The sequence below is a fragment of the Serratia sp. ID 25-353 genome, assembly GCF_054792795.1.
This window is the reverse complement of sequence record NZ_CM139236.1, coordinates 1155896-1173561: the sequence shown is the minus strand read 5'-3', so window position 1 is coordinate 1173561 and position 17666 is coordinate 1155896. Positions and strand designations below refer to the sequence as shown.

At 60.0% G+C, this 17666-nt stretch carries 20 protein-coding genes; 16 read left to right on the top strand and 4 right to left on the bottom strand.

What is annotated here, in order from left to right; translation table 11 throughout:
* Window positions 1-76: 76 nt before the first annotated feature.
* The gene (locus ACYF6X_RS05640) at window positions 77-1120 is read right to left on the bottom strand and encodes a flagellin N-terminal helical domain-containing protein (RefSeq protein ID WP_107226373.1); all 1044 of its coding nucleotides are present in this window, start codon (window positions 1118-1120) and stop codon (window positions 77-79) included.
* Window positions 1121-1402: 282 nt separating this feature from the next.
* Here ACYF6X_RS05640 and fliD point away from each other — a divergent pair, with 282 nt between their 5' ends.
* The 4 genes from fliD (at window position 1403) to ACYF6X_RS05620 (ending at window position 4777) form a co-directional block, all read left to right on the top strand.
* Window positions 1403-2803, top strand: coding sequence for a flagellar filament capping protein FliD (gene fliD / locus ACYF6X_RS05635; protein WP_063990248.1), 1401 nt, complete (start codon window positions 1403-1405; stop codon window positions 2801-2803).
* A gap of 26 nt (window positions 2804-2829) precedes the next feature.
* Complete coding sequence (gene fliS / locus ACYF6X_RS05630; protein ID WP_004934758.1) at window positions 2830-3240, top strand: flagellar export chaperone FliS; 411 nt, start codon at window positions 2830-2832, stop codon at window positions 3238-3240.
* Window positions 3240-3608 carry a flagella biosynthesis regulatory protein FliT gene (fliT, locus tag ACYF6X_RS05625; protein ID WP_004934765.1) on the top strand — a complete coding sequence of 123 codons (369 nt, stop codon included), beginning with the start codon at window positions 3240-3242 and terminating at the stop codon, window positions 3606-3608. Before fliS ends, fliT begins: the two co-directional genes overlap by 1 nt.
* 308 nt (window positions 3609-3916) lie before the next feature.
* The gene (locus ACYF6X_RS05620; RefSeq protein ID WP_130018231.1) at window positions 3917-4777 is read left to right on the top strand and encodes a helix-turn-helix transcriptional regulator; all 861 of its coding nucleotides are present in this window, start codon (window positions 3917-3919) and stop codon (window positions 4775-4777) included.
* 478 nt (window positions 4778-5255) lie between these two features.
* On the opposite strand, the gene ACYF6X_RS05615 is transcribed toward ACYF6X_RS05620, so the two are convergent.
* Window positions 5256-6185: a LysR family transcriptional regulator gene (locus ACYF6X_RS05615; protein ID WP_107226374.1), complete on the bottom strand. Its 930-nt coding sequence runs from the start codon at window positions 6183-6185 to the stop codon at window positions 5256-5258.
* 129 nt (window positions 6186-6314) lie between these two features.
* On the opposite strand from ACYF6X_RS05615, the gene ACYF6X_RS05610 reads away from it, so the two are divergent.
* On the top strand, window positions 6315-6914 hold the full coding sequence (locus tag ACYF6X_RS05610) for an FMN-dependent NADH-azoreductase (protein ID WP_130018230.1): 600 nt from the start codon (window positions 6315-6317) through the stop codon (window positions 6912-6914).
* Between the two features lie 168 nt (window positions 6915-7082).
* On the opposite strand, the gene ACYF6X_RS05605 is transcribed toward ACYF6X_RS05610, so the two are convergent.
* Window positions 7083-7283 (bottom strand): hypothetical protein, encoded by a 201-nt coding sequence (locus ACYF6X_RS05605; RefSeq protein WP_063990253.1) that lies wholly within the window; start codon window positions 7281-7283, stop codon window positions 7083-7085.
* Window positions 7284-7363: 80 nt separating this feature from the next.
* Window positions 7364-7678, bottom strand: a complete 315-nt coding sequence (gene fliE / locus ACYF6X_RS05600; RefSeq protein WP_004934773.1) for a flagellar hook-basal body complex protein FliE — start codon at window positions 7676-7678, stop codon at window positions 7364-7366.
* A gap of 314 nt (window positions 7679-7992) precedes the next feature.
* Here fliE and fliF point away from each other — a divergent pair, with 314 nt between their 5' ends.
* The 11 genes from fliF (at window position 7993) to fliP (ending at window position 17657) form a co-directional block, all read left to right on the top strand.
* Complete coding sequence (fliF, locus tag ACYF6X_RS05595; RefSeq protein WP_130018229.1) at window positions 7993-9693, top strand: flagellar basal-body MS-ring/collar protein FliF; 1701 nt, start codon at window positions 7993-7995, stop codon at window positions 9691-9693.
* The gene (fliG, locus tag ACYF6X_RS05590; protein WP_060420814.1) at window positions 9690-10682 is read left to right on the top strand and encodes a flagellar motor switch protein FliG; all 993 of its coding nucleotides are present in this window, start codon (window positions 9690-9692) and stop codon (window positions 10680-10682) included. Before fliF ends, fliG begins: the two co-directional genes overlap by 4 nt.
* The gene (gene fliH / locus ACYF6X_RS05585; protein ID WP_130018228.1) at window positions 10675-11379 is read left to right on the top strand and encodes a flagellar assembly protein FliH; all 705 of its coding nucleotides are present in this window, start codon (window positions 10675-10677) and stop codon (window positions 11377-11379) included. The genes fliG and fliH overlap by 8 nt, the downstream gene beginning before the upstream one ends.
* Entirely contained in the window at window positions 11379-12740 is a 1362-nt protein-coding gene (gene fliI / locus ACYF6X_RS05580) for a flagellar protein export ATPase FliI (RefSeq protein WP_130018227.1), read from the top strand. Before fliH ends, fliI begins: the two co-directional genes overlap by 1 nt.
* 21 nt (window positions 12741-12761) lie before the next feature.
* Window positions 12762-13208 (top strand): flagellar export protein FliJ, encoded by a 447-nt coding sequence (fliJ, locus tag ACYF6X_RS05575; protein ID WP_033634978.1) that lies wholly within the window; start codon window positions 12762-12764, stop codon window positions 13206-13208.
* Window positions 13205-14425 carry a flagellar hook-length control protein FliK gene (locus ACYF6X_RS05570; RefSeq protein ID WP_130018226.1) on the top strand — a complete coding sequence of 407 codons (1221 nt, stop codon included), beginning with the start codon at window positions 13205-13207 and terminating at the stop codon, window positions 14423-14425. Before fliJ ends, ACYF6X_RS05570 begins: the two co-directional genes overlap by 4 nt.
* 165 nt (window positions 14426-14590) lie before the next feature.
* Window positions 14591-15076 carry a flagellar basal body-associated protein FliL gene (gene fliL, locus ACYF6X_RS05565; protein WP_004934797.1) on the top strand — a complete coding sequence of 162 codons (486 nt, stop codon included), beginning with the start codon at window positions 14591-14593 and terminating at the stop codon, window positions 15074-15076.
* Between the two features lie 5 nt (window positions 15077-15081).
* A complete protein-coding gene (gene fliM / locus ACYF6X_RS05560) occupies window positions 15082-16086 on the top strand; it encodes a flagellar motor switch protein FliM (protein ID WP_025303254.1) in 1005 nt (334 codons plus the stop codon).
* Window positions 16079-16495 carry a flagellar motor switch protein FliN gene (gene fliN / locus ACYF6X_RS05555; RefSeq protein ID WP_038876868.1) on the top strand — a complete coding sequence of 139 codons (417 nt, stop codon included), beginning with the start codon at window positions 16079-16081 and terminating at the stop codon, window positions 16493-16495. Before fliM ends, fliN begins: the two co-directional genes overlap by 8 nt.
* Complete coding sequence (gene fliO, locus ACYF6X_RS05550) at window positions 16495-16899, top strand: flagellar biosynthetic protein FliO (RefSeq protein WP_063990257.1); 405 nt, start codon at window positions 16495-16497, stop codon at window positions 16897-16899. The genes fliN and fliO overlap by 1 nt, the downstream gene beginning before the upstream one ends.
* Window positions 16896-17657, top strand: coding sequence for a flagellar type III secretion system pore protein FliP (gene fliP, locus ACYF6X_RS05545; protein WP_025303257.1), 762 nt, complete (start codon window positions 16896-16898; stop codon window positions 17655-17657). The genes fliO and fliP overlap by 4 nt, the downstream gene beginning before the upstream one ends.
* Window positions 17658-17666 lie beyond the last annotated feature (9 nt).

Genomic DNA, 17666 nt, shown 5'->3' with positions numbered 1-17666 from the left:
TAACCGCGCGGTGCGCGAGCATAAAAAAACCCCGCCGAGGCGGGGTTCCTTTGCGACAGTTAATCGGGAGAGACGATTAACGCAGCAGGGACAGAACGTTCTGAGTAGACTGGTTAGCCTGTGCCAGAACAGAGGTGCCAGCCTGTTGCAGGATGTTGGCACGGCTCATGTTGGACACTTCGGTCGCGTAGTCAGCATCCTGGATACGGGACTGAGAAGCGGACAGGTTGTTAACGGTGCTGTTCAGGTTGTTGATAACAGAATCGAAACGGTTCTGTACCGCACCCAGGGAAGAACGCAGGCCGTCAACCTGAGACAGCGCTTTGTCCAGGGTAGCCAGAGGATCTGCCATCTTAACGTCAGTAGTGCCTTCGGTGATTTTTGCTTTACCTGTTGTACCATCTTCAGCAATGGTTGCTTCTTTGTAAGTTTTAACACCTTTATCGGTAGTTTCTACGTAGAAGGTATCTTTGCCAGTAGCATCTTTACCAGAGAACAGTTTCTTACCTGTAGCCATTGCGTCAACAGTCAGATCTTTACCGCCTACGTTCACAGTACCGGTAACTTCTGCACCCAGTTTAGGACCTTTATTGGTCACGTCGAAGCCATCCAGACCCAGTTTAGTGGAGTCGATTTTCTGCAGGTCGATATCGATGGTTTCGCCGTCGTTAGCGCCAACCTGAATGGTCAGTTTCTGATCGCTGCTCAGCACTTTCACGCCGTTGAAGTCAGTCTGCTCGGAGATACGGTTGATTTCCGACATGCGCTGAGTGATTTCGTCCTGGATGGATTTCAGGTCGCTGGAGGAGTTGGAACCGTTCTGCGCCTGTACGGTCAGACGACGGATGTTCTGCAGGTTGTCGTTAACTTCGTTCAGTGCGCCTTCAGTGGTCTGCGCCAGGGAGATACCGTCGTTGGCGTTGCGGGAAGCCTGAGTCAGGCCTTTGATGTTCGCGGTGAAACGGTTGGAGATCGCCTGACCCGCAGCATCGTCTTTCGCGCTGTTGATACGCAGACCGGAAGACAGACGCTCAATCGCAGTGCCCAGAGAAGACTGAGATTTGTTCAGGTTGTTCTGCGCCATCAGCGACAGGCTGTTAGTGTTGATTACTTGTGCCATTGTTTGCTTTCCTTACGAGTCAGTTGCGTTCTTCGCAACACAGTTAAAAAGGTTCGGGCTTATTTGCCCACGGCGTCAACCACCGTCCCCTCAGGTATCGGCCCTCCCCTACCAACCTTTAGCAATTTTTTAAAATTTTTTGCGCTTTCGGCAATGGCGGAAATAACGCGTTTTTTCCCTCTTCTATTGCGCCATCGGTTTTTTGTTTTTTTCGGTAAACTTTTTCATCACTGGGCCGATAACGCGTAAAGCGAATAAAGTCATAATCAAGGAGAATTACTCATGGCAACGATCAGTTCATTAGGTCTCGGCTCAGGACTCGACCTCAACGGCTTGCTGGATAAGCTGACCAAAGCGGAACAGCAGCGCCTGACCCCTTACACCACCAAACAGTCGAGCTATAACGCGCAGCTGACCGGTTACGGCACCCTGAAAGGCGCACTGGAAAAGTTCGACAACCTCAGCAAAGAGATGGCGAAAGAAGACTTTTTCAAGGCGACGACCGCCACCGAACACGACGCTTTCAAGATCACCACCAACGCCAAAGCGGTGCCGGGTAACTACGTGGTGGAAGTGAAGCAGCTGGCGCAGGCGCAAACCCTGACCACTCAGGCGAAAGTCAGCGATCAGGGCGCCAAGTTAGGCACCGAAAGCGCCACCGACCGCGCTCTGACCATCACCGCCGGCAACCCGCCGAAAGCCACCAAAATCCCGCTCAGCGACGATCAAACCTCGCTGCTGGAGCTGCGCGACGCCATCAACGGCGCCAAGGCCGGCGTTACCGCCAGCATCATGCGCGTCGGCGACAACGACTATCAGCTGGCGATCAGCTCCTCCACCACCGGCGAGAACAACAAGATTTCCCTCCAGGTCGACAATGACGACAAACTGGGCGATATCCTGAACTACAACGCCACCCGCGGCACCACCACCGCCATGAAGCAGACGGTTGAGCCGCAAGATGCGCTGTTGAAAGTGAACGGCACGGATATCAAGCGCAGCACCAACTCGATCAGCGATGCCCTGCAGGGCGTTACCATCGATCTGAAAACCAAAACCAAAGACACCGAGCCACAAAACCTGGTGATCAGTACCAACACCGCCGGCACCACCGACAAGATCAAAGAATGGGTCGACAGCTATAACTCACTGCTGGACACCTTCAACGCATTGTCCAAGTACACCCCGGTGAAAACCGGCGAAGCGCCAAACCCGAGCAACGGTCCGCTGCTCGGCGACAACACCCTGCGCGGCGTTCAGTCGTCGATCAAAAGCGCCCTCAGTGCCGCGCAAGACAACCCGGATTTGAAAGGCTTGGGCAACCTCGGTATCTCCACCAACACCAAGACCGGCAAACTGGAAATCGACAGCACCAAGCTGAAGAAAGCGATGGATGAAAAACCGGATCAGGTCAGTAACTTCTTCGTCGGCAACGGCAAAGACACCGGCATGGCCACCGAGATCCACAACGAGATCCAGAGCTACATCAAATCCGGCGGCATCATCGAGAACTCGACCAAAAGCATCAACACCAACCTCGATCGCCTGAACAGCCAGATCACCACGGTCACCGCCAGCATTCAGAACACCATCGATCGTTATAAACAACAGTTCGTTCAGCTGGATACCATGATGTCGAAAATGAACGGCACCAGTAACTATTTGGCTCAACAGTTCAAGTAACCCTTTAACAAGGTAAAGAAAACAGCATGTATAACCGTAGCGGCACTCAGGCCTATGCACAGGTCAGTCTGGAAAGCGGCGCCATGAGCGCCAGCCCGCACCAGTTAATCGTGATGTTGTTCGACGGGGCGCTCAGCGCCCTGCTTCGCGCACGCATCCTGATGAACCAGGGCGATATCGCCGGCAAAGGTATGGCGCTGTCCAAAGCCATCAATATCATCGATAACGGCCTGAAAAGCGGCCTCGACCCTCAGCAGGGCGGCGAGATCGCCGAAAACCTGGCGGCGCTGTACGACTATATGAAGCGGCGTCTGATGCAGGCCAACCTGCACAACGACGAAGCGGCGATCGCCGAAGTGGTCAAACTGCTGGAAAACATCGCCGACGCCTGGCGCCAGATCGGCCCCAACTACCAACCTTCGCAGGACGCCGTGTAATGGAACGTCAACAGCAGCTGTTAGCCGCTTATCAACAAATTTACAGCCTGAGCAGCCAGATGATCGCGCTGGCGCAAACCGGGCGCTGGGAAGAGCTCGTCGAGCTCGAGTTCGCTTACGTGACGGCGGTGGAAAAAACCGCCGCCTTTACCGGGCAAGCCGGCCCTTCCATGGCGTTGCAGGAGATGTTGCGCAATAAGCTGCAACAGATCCTCGACAACGAAACCGAGCTCAAACGCCTGTTACAGCAGCGCATGGATGAGCTGAAAATGCTGATCGAACAGTCCACGCGCCAGAACGTGGTCAACAATACCTACGGCCAGTTTCATGACCGTGCGCTGTTACTGGGGGAACCGCAGGTCCGATAAGATCGACAATACTGACGAAAATGGATTAAATAGCACTATGCGCTATTACTCTCGGGTTACGTTAGGATATTAATCTATGGCATTTGAATTATTCAGTTTATGGGTAATTGGTAAAATGCGCGCTTCGAGCCTGGCTCTCACTTTAATGGATAAACATTATCCCGACACGGACGTTTTCTGTTCAGCAGGAAATTGATTTTTGATAGATACAACACGCCGCTGTGTTTCACGGCCCATGGAAAAATGTTGCTCCAACGCGGATCAAAGCGTAAAGATATTCTCAGATAATGGCTGCGAAATGAATATCGATGGAACGTACAATTAATCTCTGTCCAGGAATTGGCGCCTCAGCGCACATCATTCAGCATACTGAATTATTATTCCCTTCAGTCTATTTTGAGCAACCACACCTGTATCTGATACAACAAGGCCATAAGCGCGTACGCTGGCAACAACACGAGGTGGTGGCTCATGCCGGCGAACTGTTGATTATCGACGGGGGGCAAACAGTGGATATTATTAACGGCCCCTCCGAAGAGGGGGTGTTCAGCTGCCAGTTGCTGACCTGCGACCCATTGCTGCTCACTATTCAGCCTCCAGCCGAGGAAGCGCCGGCGCCGATGCCGTTTGATGCCGTTCTGGCGCTGCGCAGCCTGCCCTGCGCTTTGAAACACAGTTTTGAGACCACCAGCCTGGCGCTGGCGCTTCGGCAGCGTTTTCCCACCATCATCGTGCGGCACAAAATGCTGGAAATTCTGCTGTGGCTGGCCCAATTCGGCATTCGCTTCATCCACAACGAAGCCAAGGACCTGACGCAGCGCGTGCGTCGCTGCCTGGCAACCGATCCACACAGCATTTGGACGGCCGCCAAAGTGGCGGAAAGCCTGTCGATGAGCGAAGTGATGCTGCGCCGCAAACTCTCGATGGAAAATACCGCGTTGCGCAACCTGATGATCGACGTGCGCATGAGCAGTGCGTTGGCCCTGCTGCAGTCGACCGACTGGCCGATCTCCGCCATCGCGCAACATGTCGGCTATGAAAGCGCATCACGTTTCGCCGAACGTTTTCGCAAACGCTTCGGTTTCGCCCCTACCGCTATTCGCGGTCATCAAAGGATTATGGAACCTGGCCCCGTGGGAACCGAAACGATAGCCGCCGGAGAAACATAACTGGACGCGCAACAAAATGGCTTTATTTGGCACAGGTCCCTAACCGTTGTCACAACGCTGAGATAGGCTACGCAACGTCAAATCGTCGAAGAGCAAATTAAACGATGCGTAATGAAAAGCGATTATTTTCTCTGGCAACAATGTTGTTGGGGCTGTGGCTGTTAGCATTGCCGTATGAAGAAGACATGATGCGCTTACTTGCCGCACAATAAAATGGCCAGGCTTTTATCGCCTGGTCAGACTTCAATCCAGTTTAACCAGAATGCCAATTAATACGACGAGTACCGTCAGCATTAAAATACTGATCAGGCGCCATCTGGATTCGCTTTTCGTGCTCATTGACCTGCCTCGAATAATAACCCTACTAATCAGGCCATAATAAACGGCCACCTGCGCAGTCAATGAGCCTGACAGCGCCGTTTTCGTCCCTCTATTCGGAACATTAGCGCCCATTTCCTGTTGATTGTGGCACCAGCCATTACCGGTGCGATACCGCCGGCGCCACAAGCGCCAATTTCCCCGGCAGCTCCGCCACCAATTTGTCCACCGCCAGCCGTACCTTAAGCGGCTGGTAAGGCATATACGGCCATACCACATTCACCGGAAAACTGGGGCTGGACTCACCACGCATGAGCTCCACCAACGCCCCCGCCACCAGCCGATCGCGTACCAGCCACTCCGGCAGCCAGGCAATACCGGCGCCGGCGGAAACGGCATCGACGATCCCCTGCATATCGTCCATCATCATCTTGGCCGGTGGCCTGAACGGCCGAAGCTCGCCGTTTTCGCCGCGAAGTTGCCAGGGCAACACGGCGCCGGCGTGCAGATACCCCACCGCCTGATGTCGGCTTAAGGCGTCTACCGTGCGCGGTTCGCCGCAGCGCTGCAGATAATCGGGCGAAGCGCACAGGAGCATGCCGTGTTCACCCAGACGCCGGGCAACCAGACTGCCGCTGTCCGCCAGCTCGCCGATGCGTACCGCCAGATCGAACCCCTCGTCGACCAGATCGATCCTGCGGTCGCTGAACGAGATTTCCAACGCCAGCAACGGATGCTCATTCGCCAGCGCCGTCAGCAAGGGGGCGATGCACAGGTGGCCGAACAACACCGGCACTGAGACCCTGAGCCGGCCGCTGACCTGCATCTTGCCGCTGTCCAGCTGATTTTCCGCCGCCTGAATGTTCGCCAACGCCTGCCGACAGTGCTCGTAGTACAGCACCCCTTCATCCGTCAGGCTCAGGCTGCGCGTAGTGCGCATAAACAACATCACGCCGAGCCGCGCCTCGAGCCGCGACACGATTTTGCTGACCGCAGAGCGCGTCAGATGCAGTTTTTCTGCGGCGGCGGCAAAACTGCCGCCTTCCGCCACGGCGACAAAAGCCGGCAGCGCGCTGAGATCGCTTTTCATTTTACCGTTTCCAAATTGGAATCAATTAAGTGAAAACCTATCACCACTGGTGAACATCAAGCAATGATAACCTGCAGTCATTCCGGAATTCCCGGTGAAAACTACAGATGACCGTCAGAGGACAACCGTATGAAAAAAATACTGGTGCTCAAATCCAGCATTATGGGAAACGACTCGCAGACCAATAACCTGATTGATCGCTATCTGGTGGAACGTCGGGCCAACGGGCACGAAGACCAGATCATCGAGCACGATCTGACGGCGTTGGACCTGCCGGTATTGGACGGCGAGCTGTTCAGTGCGCTGCGCGGCGCGGAAAACACCAGCCCACGCGCCAAAGCGGCGCTGGCGCTTTCCGATCGGCTGATTGCCGAACTGAAAGGGAGCGATCTGCTGCTGATCGGGGCGCCGATGTACAACCTCAACGTCCCGACCCAGCTGAAAAACTGGTTCGATCTGGTGGCCCGCGCCCGGGTAACGTTCAACTATACCGCCACCTACCCGGTCGGATTGGTCGACGGCGTCAATGCGCTGGTATTCAGTTCACGCGGCGGCGTACACGCCGGCCAGCCGACCGACGCCGTGACGCCCTATCTGCGGTCGGTGCTGGGGCTGATGGGGATCGGCGACGTTCAATTTATCTATGCCGAAGGGCTGGATATGAAACCGCACGGCCTCGCGCAGGGGCTGGCGAACGCCCACCAGCGGATTGCGGAATTGGCGGACTGAGGCAAACGCACGGCAGTATTGATTTGTTATAACATAACAAATATGATAACCGCGTTGACGTCACCCAGAACGGGCGTCGACGCACCTACATCACATAAAGTTTTATCGCACTTTGAGCCAGCTATTTCGATAGCTGGTTTTTTTTGTTCATCGGCTGGGGTCTCGGCGTCAGTATTGCCGGGCGACGCGTTTCATTTCTCGCTCACCGGGTGACTGCGTTTTCACGGACAGCGGCGCGACAAACGCTTTCCATTCCTTGCCGGCTTCCTGATGAGCCGCGTTTTTTTGGGCCGATGAATCATCATCGTTTTGCCCGGCGCATCCTGACAGCGCCATGATGCCCAGAGCAAGACACAGCGATTTGCACATCATCCTATCCTGATAAATAACCGTCGCTATAGGGTAACAGCGCCAGCCCAAATGTCACTGCAAAATGAGCGGCATGCTCATCACACCGGCATATTCATGATGTCCTGGTAGGCCGCCACCAGCTTGTTGCGCACCTGCACGCCCAGCTGCAGCGAGACCGACGATTTCTGCAGATCGACCATCACATCGTTCAGGCTGATGCCCGGCGCGCCCAGTTCAAAATCCTGCGCCTGTTTGCGCGCCGTTTGCTGGGTCTCGCTGATCTTGCCGAGCGCCGCGGTCAGTTCGCTGGCGAAGCTGACGCCCTGCGGCGCCGCATTTTGCCCCATCTTGCCGGCCTGAACCGCCATGGTCTGCATCTGCTGCAGTACCCCTTCAATGCCCTGAATCGCCATCTGATCCTCAATCATCTCGTCTCGCCGGGTGACGTTTCACCCTGCACTTCTCCAATGATGCACACCCTAGCACAGCGTTTTCAGACCTAAAGCGGCTAATTAACTGCAAAAAACCCGGCTTATCGGGCAATCGGAATCGTCTGATAAGGCGAATAATGGCCTGCCCAGAAATGGGAGCGCCGCTATTTAGAAGATATGTGTATCAGGGAGTCTGTTTTGTCACACAACGCTAACCATACCGTTCATCAGCCTGGCAGGGAGCTGCTCAGCGGCCCATACGGGATCGTGAGCGCCATTGAAGGACGAGACCTAAAATGAGTGCTTCGATAACCGCCGGCGAAAGCCGCGACAACGGCCTGCAGGCCATCTGGAATCGTCTGCGCGCCAACCCGAAAATTCCGTTGCTGGTCGCCGCTTCCGCCGCGATCGCGATCGTCGTCGCGCTGCTGTTGTGGGTGAAAAGCCCCGACTACCGCGTGCTGTACAGCAATCTGAACGACCGCGACGGTGGCGCCATCGTCACTCAACTGACGCAGATGAACATCCCTTACCGCTTTGCCGAAAATGGCGCGGCGCTGCTGATCCCGGCGGAAAAAGTGCATGAAACCCGTCTGCGTCTGGCGCAGCAAGGGCTGCCGAAGGGTGGCGCCGTCGGCTTCGAACTGCTGGATCAGGAAAAATTCGGCATCAGCCAGTTCAGCGAGCAGATCAACTACCAGCGCGCCCTTGAAGGCGAGCTGTCGCGCACTATCGAATCGCTGGGGCCGGTGCAAAACGCCCGCGTTCACCTGGCGCTGCCTAAACCTTCGCTGTTCGTGCGCGAACAGAAATCCCCTTCCGCGTCGGTGACGCTGACCCTGCAACCCGGCCGTGCGCTGGACGATGGCCAGATCAACGCCATCGTTTATATGGTGTCGAGCAGCGTCGCCGGCCTGCCGCCGGGCAACGTGACCGTGGTCGATCAGGCCGGTCGCCTGCTGACGCAGTCCGACGGCACCGGGCGCGATCTCAACGCCTCGCAGCTGAAATACGCCAACGAAGTGGAAAACGGCTTCCAGCGCCGCATCGAAGCGATCCTCGCCCCGGTGGTCGGCAGCGCCAACGTGCGTGCGCAGGTCACGGCGCAGATTGACTTCGCCACTCGCGAACAAACCGATGAACAGTACCAACCGAACCAACAGCCGGACAAAGCCGCTATCCGCTCTCAGCAAACCAGCCTGAGCGAGCAGATCGGCGGGCCACAGGTAGGCGGCGTGCCGGGCGCACTGTCCAACCAACCAAGCGCGCCTGCCACGGCGCCGATTGAGACCGCCAAGCCGGCCACCGCGGCAGGCAACAATGCCAACGCCACCGCGCAAAACGCCGCGACCACCCGCAGCGCGGCGGCCAACGGCGTACCGCAAAATACCCGTCGCGACGCGACCACCAACTACGAGCTCGACCGCACCATTCGCCATACCCAGCAAAAAGCCGGCACCGTGCAACGTTTGTCGGTCGCCGTGGTGGTCAACTATCTGGGCACCGATAAAGACGGCAAACCGCAGCCGATGAGCAAAGAGCAGCTGGCGCAGATCGAAGCGCTGGTGCGTGAAGCGATGGGCTACTCCAGCAGCCGTGGCGATACCCTGAACGTGGTCAACACGCCGTTTACCGACAGTCAGGTGACCGGTGGCGAACTGCCGTTCTGGCAAAGCCAGTCGTTTATCGATCGCCTGATCGACGCGGGCCGCTATCTGCTGGTGCTGCTGGTGGCCTGGTTGCTGTGGCGCAAACTGGTGCGGCCGCAGCTGCAACAGCGCCAGGCGGCGCAACAGGCCGCCGTCGCCGCCGCCAACGCCCCTGCCGCCAAAGCGGTCGACAGCAGCAAACCGAGCAACGAGGAGCTGGCGCAGCGTCGTAAATCGCAGCAGCGCGTCAGCGCAGAAGTCCAGAGCCAGCGGATCCGCGATCTGGCTGACAAAGACCCACGCGTGGTCGCTCTGGTAATCCGCCAATGGATGAGTAACGAGATATGAGCCTGACCGGAACCGACAAAAGCGCCATCCTGCTGATGACGCTGGGTGAAGATCGTGCGGCGGAGGTGTTCAAGCACCTCTCCTCGCGCGAAGTACAGCTGCTGAGCGGCACCATGGCCGGCATGAGCCAGGTTTCGCACAAACAGCTCGGCGAAGTACTGACCGAGTTTGAAGACGACGCCGAGCAATACGCGGCGCTGAGCGTCAACGCCAGCGACTATCTGCGCTCGGTGCTGGTCAAGGCGCTGGGCGAAGAGCGCGCCGCCAGCCTGCTGGAAGACATTCTCGAATCGCGCGAGACCACCACCGGCATGGAAACGCTCAACTTTATGGAGCCGCAGAGCGCCGCCGATCTGATCCGCGACGAACACCCGCAGATCATCGCCACCATCCTGGTGCACCTCAAACGCGGCCAGGCGGCGGATATCCTGGCCCTGTTCGACGAACGCCTGCGCAACGACGTGATGCTGCGTATCGCCACCTTCGGCGGCGTGCAGCCGGCGGCGTTGGCGGAGCTGACCGAAGTGCTGAACAACCTGCTCGACGGCCAGAACCTCAAACGCAGCAAAATGGGCGGGGTGCGTACTGCCGCCGAGATCATCAACCTGATGAAAACCCAGCAGGAAGAGGCGGTCATCGACGCGATGCGCGAATACGACGGCGAGCTGGCGCAGAAGATCATCGACGAGATGTTCCTGTTCGAAAACCTGGTGGAAGTCGACGATCGCAGTATCCAACGCCTGCTGCAGGAAGTGGAAGGCGAGTCGCTGCTGATCGCGTTGAAAGGCGCCGAGCAGCCGCTGCGCGAGAAGTTCCTCAAGAACATGTCGCAACGCGCCGCCGACATCCTGCGCGACGATCTGGCCAACCGTGGGCCGGTGCGCATGTCGCAGGTGGAGAACGAGCAGAAAGCCATCCTGCTGGTGGTGAGACGCCTGGCGGAAAGCGGCGAAATGATCATCGGCGGCGGCGAGGACACCTATGTCTGATCGCATTAACACCCTGCCCTGGCAGCCCTGGTCGCTCAACGATTTGGGCGAACAGAAACCGGCGTTCGAACTGCCGCAGTTGCCGGATCTCGAACTTGACGATCCGTCGCCGGACGCACAGGCCGAATTGCAGCAGCAGTTGGCGACGCTGCGCCTGCAGGCGGAGCAACAGGGCCAGCAACTGGGCTATGCCGACGGCCAGCAAAAAGGCTATGAGGCCGGTTTCCAGTCCGGACTGGAGGAAGGCCGCCAGCAAGGGCTGCTGGAAGCACAGCAGCAGCAGCAGCCGCTGACTGCCCACTGGCAGCAGCTGGTCACCGAATTCCAGCACACGCTGGATGCGCTCGACAGCGTGATCGCCTCCCGACTGATGCAGCTGGCGCTGACCGCCGCCAAGCAGGTGCTGGGCCAACCGCCGGTGTGCGACGGCACCGCCCTGCTGGCGCAGATCCAACAGCTGATCCAGCAGGAGCCGATGTTCAACGGCAAGCCGCAGCTGCGGGTGCACCCGGACGACTACCCACGCGTCGAGCAACAGTTGGGGGTCACCCTCAGCCTGCACGGCTGGCGTCTGCTGGCGGACGGCGAACTGCATCCGGGCGGCTGCAAGGTCAGCGCCGAGGAAGGCGATCTCGACGCCAGCCTGGCAACGCGCTGGCATGAACTGTGCCGCCTGGCAGCACCGGGAGACGTCTGATGACCGCGCGTCTCGGCCGCTGGCTGAGCTCTCTGGATACGCTGGAAAAGCGCATCGCCCGCGCGCCGACGGTGCGCCGCTACGGTCGCCTGACCCGCGCCACCGGACTGGTGCTGGAGGCCACCGGGCTGCAGCTGCCGCTCGGCGCGACCTGCCTCATCGAACGGCACGACGCCGGTGAGGTGCAGGAAGTGGAAAGCGAAGTGGTCGGCTTCAACGGCCAGCGGCTGTTCCTGATGCCGCTGGAAGAAGTGGAAGGCATCGTGCCGGGCGCACGGGTTTACGCCCGCATCGCGCCGGAAGGCCAAAGCGCCGGCAAACAGCTGCCGCTCGGCCCGGCGCTGTTGGGACGGGTGCTGGACGGCAGCGCCAAACCGCTCGACGGCCTGCCTTCACCGGAAACCGGTTACCGGGCGCCGCTGATCACCGCGCCGTTCAACCCCTTGCAGCGCACGCCGATCGAGCAGGTGTTGGACGTGGGGGTGCGCACCATCAACGGCCTGCTGACCGTCGGTCGCGGCCAGCGCATGGGCCTGTTCGCCGGTTCCGGCGTCGGCAAGAGCGTGCTGCTCGGCATGATGGCCCGCTATACCCAGGCAGATGTGATCGTCGTTGGCCTGATCGGCGAGCGTGGCCGCGAGGTCAAAGACTTTATCGAGAACATTCTCGGCACCGAAGGCCGGGCGCGATCGGTGGTGATCGCCGCGCCGGCCGACGTTTCGCCGCTGCTGCGCATGCAGGGAGCGGCCTACGCCACCCGCATCGCCGAAGATTTCCGCGATCGCGGGCAGCATGTGTTGCTGATCATGGACTCCCTCACCCGCTACGCCATGGCGCAGCGTGAGATCGCCCTGGCCATCGGCGAGCCGCCGGCGACCAAAGGCTATCCGCCGTCGGTCTTCGCCAAGCTGCCTGCGCTGGTGGAACGCGCGGGCAACGGCATCAGCGGCGGCGGTTCCATCACCGCCTTCTACACCGTGTTGACCGAAGGGGACGATCAGCAAGACCCGATCGCCGACTCGGCGCGCGCGATTCTCGATGGCCACGTGGTGCTGTCCCGGCGCCTGGCGGAGGCCGGCCACTACCCGGCGATCGACATCGAAGCGTCGATCAGCCGCGCCATGACGTCGCTGATCGACGAAGAGCATTACCGCCGGGTGCGCACCTTCAAACAGATGCTGGCCAGCTATCAGCGCAACCGCGATCTGATCAGCGTCGGCGCCTACGCGGCAGGCAGCGATCCGTTGCTGGACAAAGCGATGACGCTGTATCCGCAGATGGAAGCCTACCTGCAGCAGGGCATCTTTGAACGCAGCGGCTATGACGAAGCCTGTCAACAGCTGCAGCAGTTGATTGTTTAACGTCACCAGAGGCGCAGAGCGATGAAATCACAATCCCCCCTGATTACCCTGCGCGATCTGGCGCAGGATGCGGTGGAACAGGCCGCGCAACAGCTGGGCCAGGTACGGCAGGCGCAGCAGGCGGCAGAACAGCAGCTGTCGATGCTGCTCAACTATCAGGACGAATACCGCCAGAAGCTGAATCATACGCTCTGCGACGGCATGGACAGCTCACGCTGGCAAAACTACCAGCAGTTTATCGGCACGCTGGAACAGGCCATCGACCAGCACCGCCAGCAGCTGCTGCAGTGGGGGCAGAAAGTGGATCATGCGGTGAAGCAATGGCAAGACAAACAACAGCGGCTGAACGCTTTCGAGACCCTGCATACCCGCGCCATGACGGCGGAGCAGCAGCAGGAGAACAAACGGGATCAAAAACTGATGGATGAGTTCGCTCAACGCAGTGCACAAAGGAATATCAACCCATGAATCTGAACGCCCTGCCCGGTCTGGTCTTACCCGGCGACGCCGGCGGCCTGGCCGAACTGACGTCGGCGCTGGATGAGAGCCAGCTGTCGTCCGCTTTCGCCCAGCTGCTCGGCGCCCGTTTCGCGCCCGCGACCGACGGCAAACAGCCACCGGTCGCGCTGAACACAGACGATGAACACGCCCCGGCCCTGAGCCGCAACCCGCTCAATCAACTGCTGGCCACCTTCGGCGAGCGCGGCGGTCTGCTGCAGAACCCGACAACCTCAGCCGACGCGCTTTCACCTGAAGATACCGAGGGCGACGCGCCCGTCGCCGGCGATAAACCGGCGCAGACGCCGATCGCCGCCGCCAAAGAGCTGGATGCCGCAACGCTGCAGGCGCTTTACGCCATGCTGCCGGCCGCGATCGTCGCCCAGGCGCAACCGGCGGACGGGCAACGGCCGCTGCCGGAGGAAAGCGCTGACGAGGCGACTGCGCTGCAGCCCGGCAACGGCCTGCTGAACATCGCGGCGGCCGGTGATAAAACCGCTGCGCGCGCGTCGGCCTCTCCTGCTCCGTCGCTGACGGGCGCGAAATCGCCGGCTACCGACGGCGATAATGCCAAGGCGGCGCTACCGCAACCAACCAACGGCGAACGCGCAAGCACCGCACAACCGCTGCCGGCAAGCGATACGCAGCAGCCACCGACGTTCAACCACGCCGTCGCCCTGGCCGCCGCCAGCCCGACGCAAACGGCCGCCCCGGCCAGCGCACTGGTGACCGCACCGCCTGCGCCGCAGCTCAACGCGCAGCTGGGCAGCCCGGAGTGGCAGCAGGCGTTGAACCAACAGGTGCTGATGTTCCACCGCAACGGCCAGCAGAGCGCCGAGCTGCGCCTGCACCCGCAGGAGTTGGGCGCCTTGCAGATCACGCTAAAACTGGACGATCAGCAGGCGCAACTGCACATCGCCTCCGCTCACGGCCAGGTGCGTGCGGCGGTGGAAGCGGCGATGCCGCAGCTGCGTCACGCGTTGGCGGAGAGCGGTATCAACCTGGGGCAAAGCAGCGTGGGCGGCGAGTCCACCCCGCAATGGCAGCAGCAGGCTTCCAACGGCCAGGGTCGTTCCAACTATGCTGAACATCATGGCGGTGATGGCGCAGCCGCCGAGGGCGTCAGCGCACCGGTGACGCTGCAGCGTATGGCCAGTGCGGTCAACGGCGTCGATATTTTCGCCTGAGCCGCCGCAAACGCCCAAGCTGGCACCCATTTGCGCGTCTATTCAGGCTATTGCACGCCGCAATAGACGCGATAATACCTTTACATGTCATGCGTGCGGCTTTGCCGCGCGCTATGCCCGCCGCCTCGCCGGCCGCGGGTGGAACAACAGGAATTAGATTTCGCTATGTCTCAGAACTCCCTTCCGGCAGCACCGAAACGCCCCCTTCTGGTCATCCTGCTGGTCTTGATCAGCGTCGTCGCCTGTGGCGCCGCGGGCTACAGCTGGTGGCTGCTGCAACAGCATAAAAACGGCGCCGAACCGGCCGCCGCCAAACAGCAACCGCCGGCCGCGCCGGTGTTCATGCCGCTCGACACCTTTACCGTCAACCTGGTGACGCCGGACAACAACCCGGATCGCGTGCTGTACATCGGCCTCACGCTGCGTCTGCCGGACGAAAGTACCCGCCGCCAGCTGAACGATTTTCTGCCGGAAGTGCGCAGCCGTCTGCTGATGCTGCTCTCCCGCCAGGAAGCGAGCCAGCTGGCCAATGAGCAAGGGAAGCAACAGTTGGTGGCGCAGATTAAGGACGTGCTCAGCCCACCACTGGTTAAGGGACAACCGAAGCAGGTGGTCAGCGACGTGCTGTTCACCGCCTTCATACTGCGGTAATCACTATGGGCGATAGCATTCTTTCACAGGCAGAGATCGACGCCTTGCTCAACGGCGACAGCGCGGGTGATGAACCCGAAGCGATAGTCGGCAAAGAGAGCGAGGTCAAGCCTTACGATCCGAACACCCAGCGCCGCGTGGTGCGCGAGCGTCTGCACGCGCTGGAAATCATCAACGAACGTTTTGCCCGGCAGTTCCGCATGGGGTTGTTCAACCTGCTGCGCCGCAGCCCGGACATTACCGTCGGCCCGATCAAAATCCAGCCGTATCACGAGTTCGCCCGCAACCTGCCGGTGCCGACCAACCTGAACCTGGTGCATCTGAACCCGCTGCGCGGCACCGCCCTGTTCGTGTTCGCGCCGAGCCTGGTGTTCATCGCCGTCGATAACCTGTTCGGCGGCGACGGCCGCTTCCCGACCAAGGTCGAAGGCCGCGAGTTCACCCCGACCGAACAGCGGGTGATCAAGCGCATGCTGCGCCTGGCGCTGGACGCCTACGGCGACGCCTGGAGCGCCATCTACAAGATCGACGTAGAGTACGTGCGCGCCGAAATGCAGGTGAAATTTACCAACATCACCACTTCGCCGAACGACATCGTGGTCACCACGCCGTTCCAGGTGGAGATCGGCGCGCTGACCGGCGAGTTCAACATCTGCATTCCGTTCGCGATGATTGAGCCGCTGCGCGAGCTGCTGACCAACCCGCCGCTGGAAAACTCGCGACAGGAAGACAGCCATTGGCGCGAAACCCTGGTGAAGCAGGTGCAACACTCCGAACTGGAGCTGATCGCCAACTTCGTCGATATCCCGATGCGGCTGTCGAAAGTCCTGAAGCTGCAGCCGGGCGATGTATTACCGATAGACAAGCCGGAACGCCTGATCGCCCATGTGGACGGCGTACCGGTTCTGACCAGCCAATACGGCACGTTGAATGGGCAATATGCCCTGCGTGTTGAACATTTGATTAACCCTATTTTGAATGCTCTGAGTGAGGAACAGCCCAATGAGTGATCCTAAGCAACCGTCTGGCGAAGGAAAGGAATCCGTAGACGATCTGTGGGCTGATGCGTTTAACGAGCAGCAGTCGACAGAGAAATCCGGCGCGAGCACCGAAGGGGTGTTCAAGTCGCTGGAAGCTCAGGATGCGCTCGGCAGCCTGCAGGATATCGACCTGATCCTGGATATTCCGGTCAAGCTGACCGTGGAACTGGGGCGCACCAAGATGACCATCAAAGAGCTGTTGCGCCTGTCGCAAGGCTCGGTGGTGGCGCTGGACGGCCTGGCCGGCGAGCCGCTGGACATCCTGATCAACGGTTACCTGATCGCACAAGGTGAAGTGGTGGTGGTGGCCGACAAGTTCGGCGTGCGCATCACCGACATCATCACCCCGTCCGAACGCATGCGTCGACTGAGCCGCTGATGACCGTCGCGGCGCCCGTTACCGTCCAAAGCAGCCAACCACCCGCCGCGCCGGCCTTGCCGGCCGGTTCGGTGTTGATGCAGGTCAGCAGCGCGCTCGGCGGCATTCTGCTGCTGATCCTGCTGGCCGGTTGGTTGTTCCGCCGGCTGGGCTTCGCCCCGCAGGCGCGCAACCACAAGCTGCTCAACCTGCGCGCCAGTTGCCAGGTCGGGCAGCGCGAGCGCGTGGTGGTGGTGGAAGTCGACGACACCTTGCTGGTATTGGGTGTCACCGCCCAGCAGATCACCCCGCTGCACACCCTGCCCGCCCCGCCGAAAGACGAGGGCGCGACCGACGCGGCGACGCCGGCGGACTTCCGCCAACTGATGCAAAAAGTTCTGAAACGCCCGGAAAAATCGGCATGACCTCGACTCTTCATACCCTCGTCCGCCGTCCGGCGGTTTGGCTCCCTGCCGCCCTGCTGTTCATCAGCCCGGCGGCTTTGGCGCAACTGCCGGGGCTGATCAGTCAGCCGCTGGCCAACGGCGGCCAAAGCTGGTCGCTGCCGGTGCAGACGCTGGTGCTGTTAACCTCGCTGACCTTCCTGCCGGCCATGCTGCTGATGATGACCAGCTTCACCCGCATCATCATCGTGCTCGGCCTGCTGCGCAACGCGCTGGGCACGCCGTCGGCGCCGCCGAACCAAGTGATGCTGGGGCTGGCGCTGTTCCTGACCTTCTTTATCATGTCGCCGGTGTTCGACAAGGTTTATCAGGACGCCTATCTGCCGTTCAGCCAGGACAAGATCGGGCTGGAGGTCGCGCTGGATAAAGGCGCGCAGCCGCTGCGCGAATTCATGCTGCGCCAAACGCGCGAAACCGATTTGGCGCTGTACGCCAGGCTGGCCAATCAGCCGCCGCTGGCCGGCCCGGAGGCGGTGCCGATGCGCATCCTGCTGCCCGCCTACGTCACCAGCGAACTGAAAACCGCCTTCCAGATCGGTTTTACAGTGTTCATTCCGTTCCTGATTATCGACCTGGTGGTCGCCAGCGTGCTGATGGCGCTGGGGATGATGATGGTGCCGCCGGCCACCATCTCGCTGCCGTTCAAGCTGATGCTGTTTGTGCTGGTCGATGGCTGGCAGCTGCTGCTCGGCTCGCTGGCGCAGAGCTTCTATTCGTAACCCCCGACC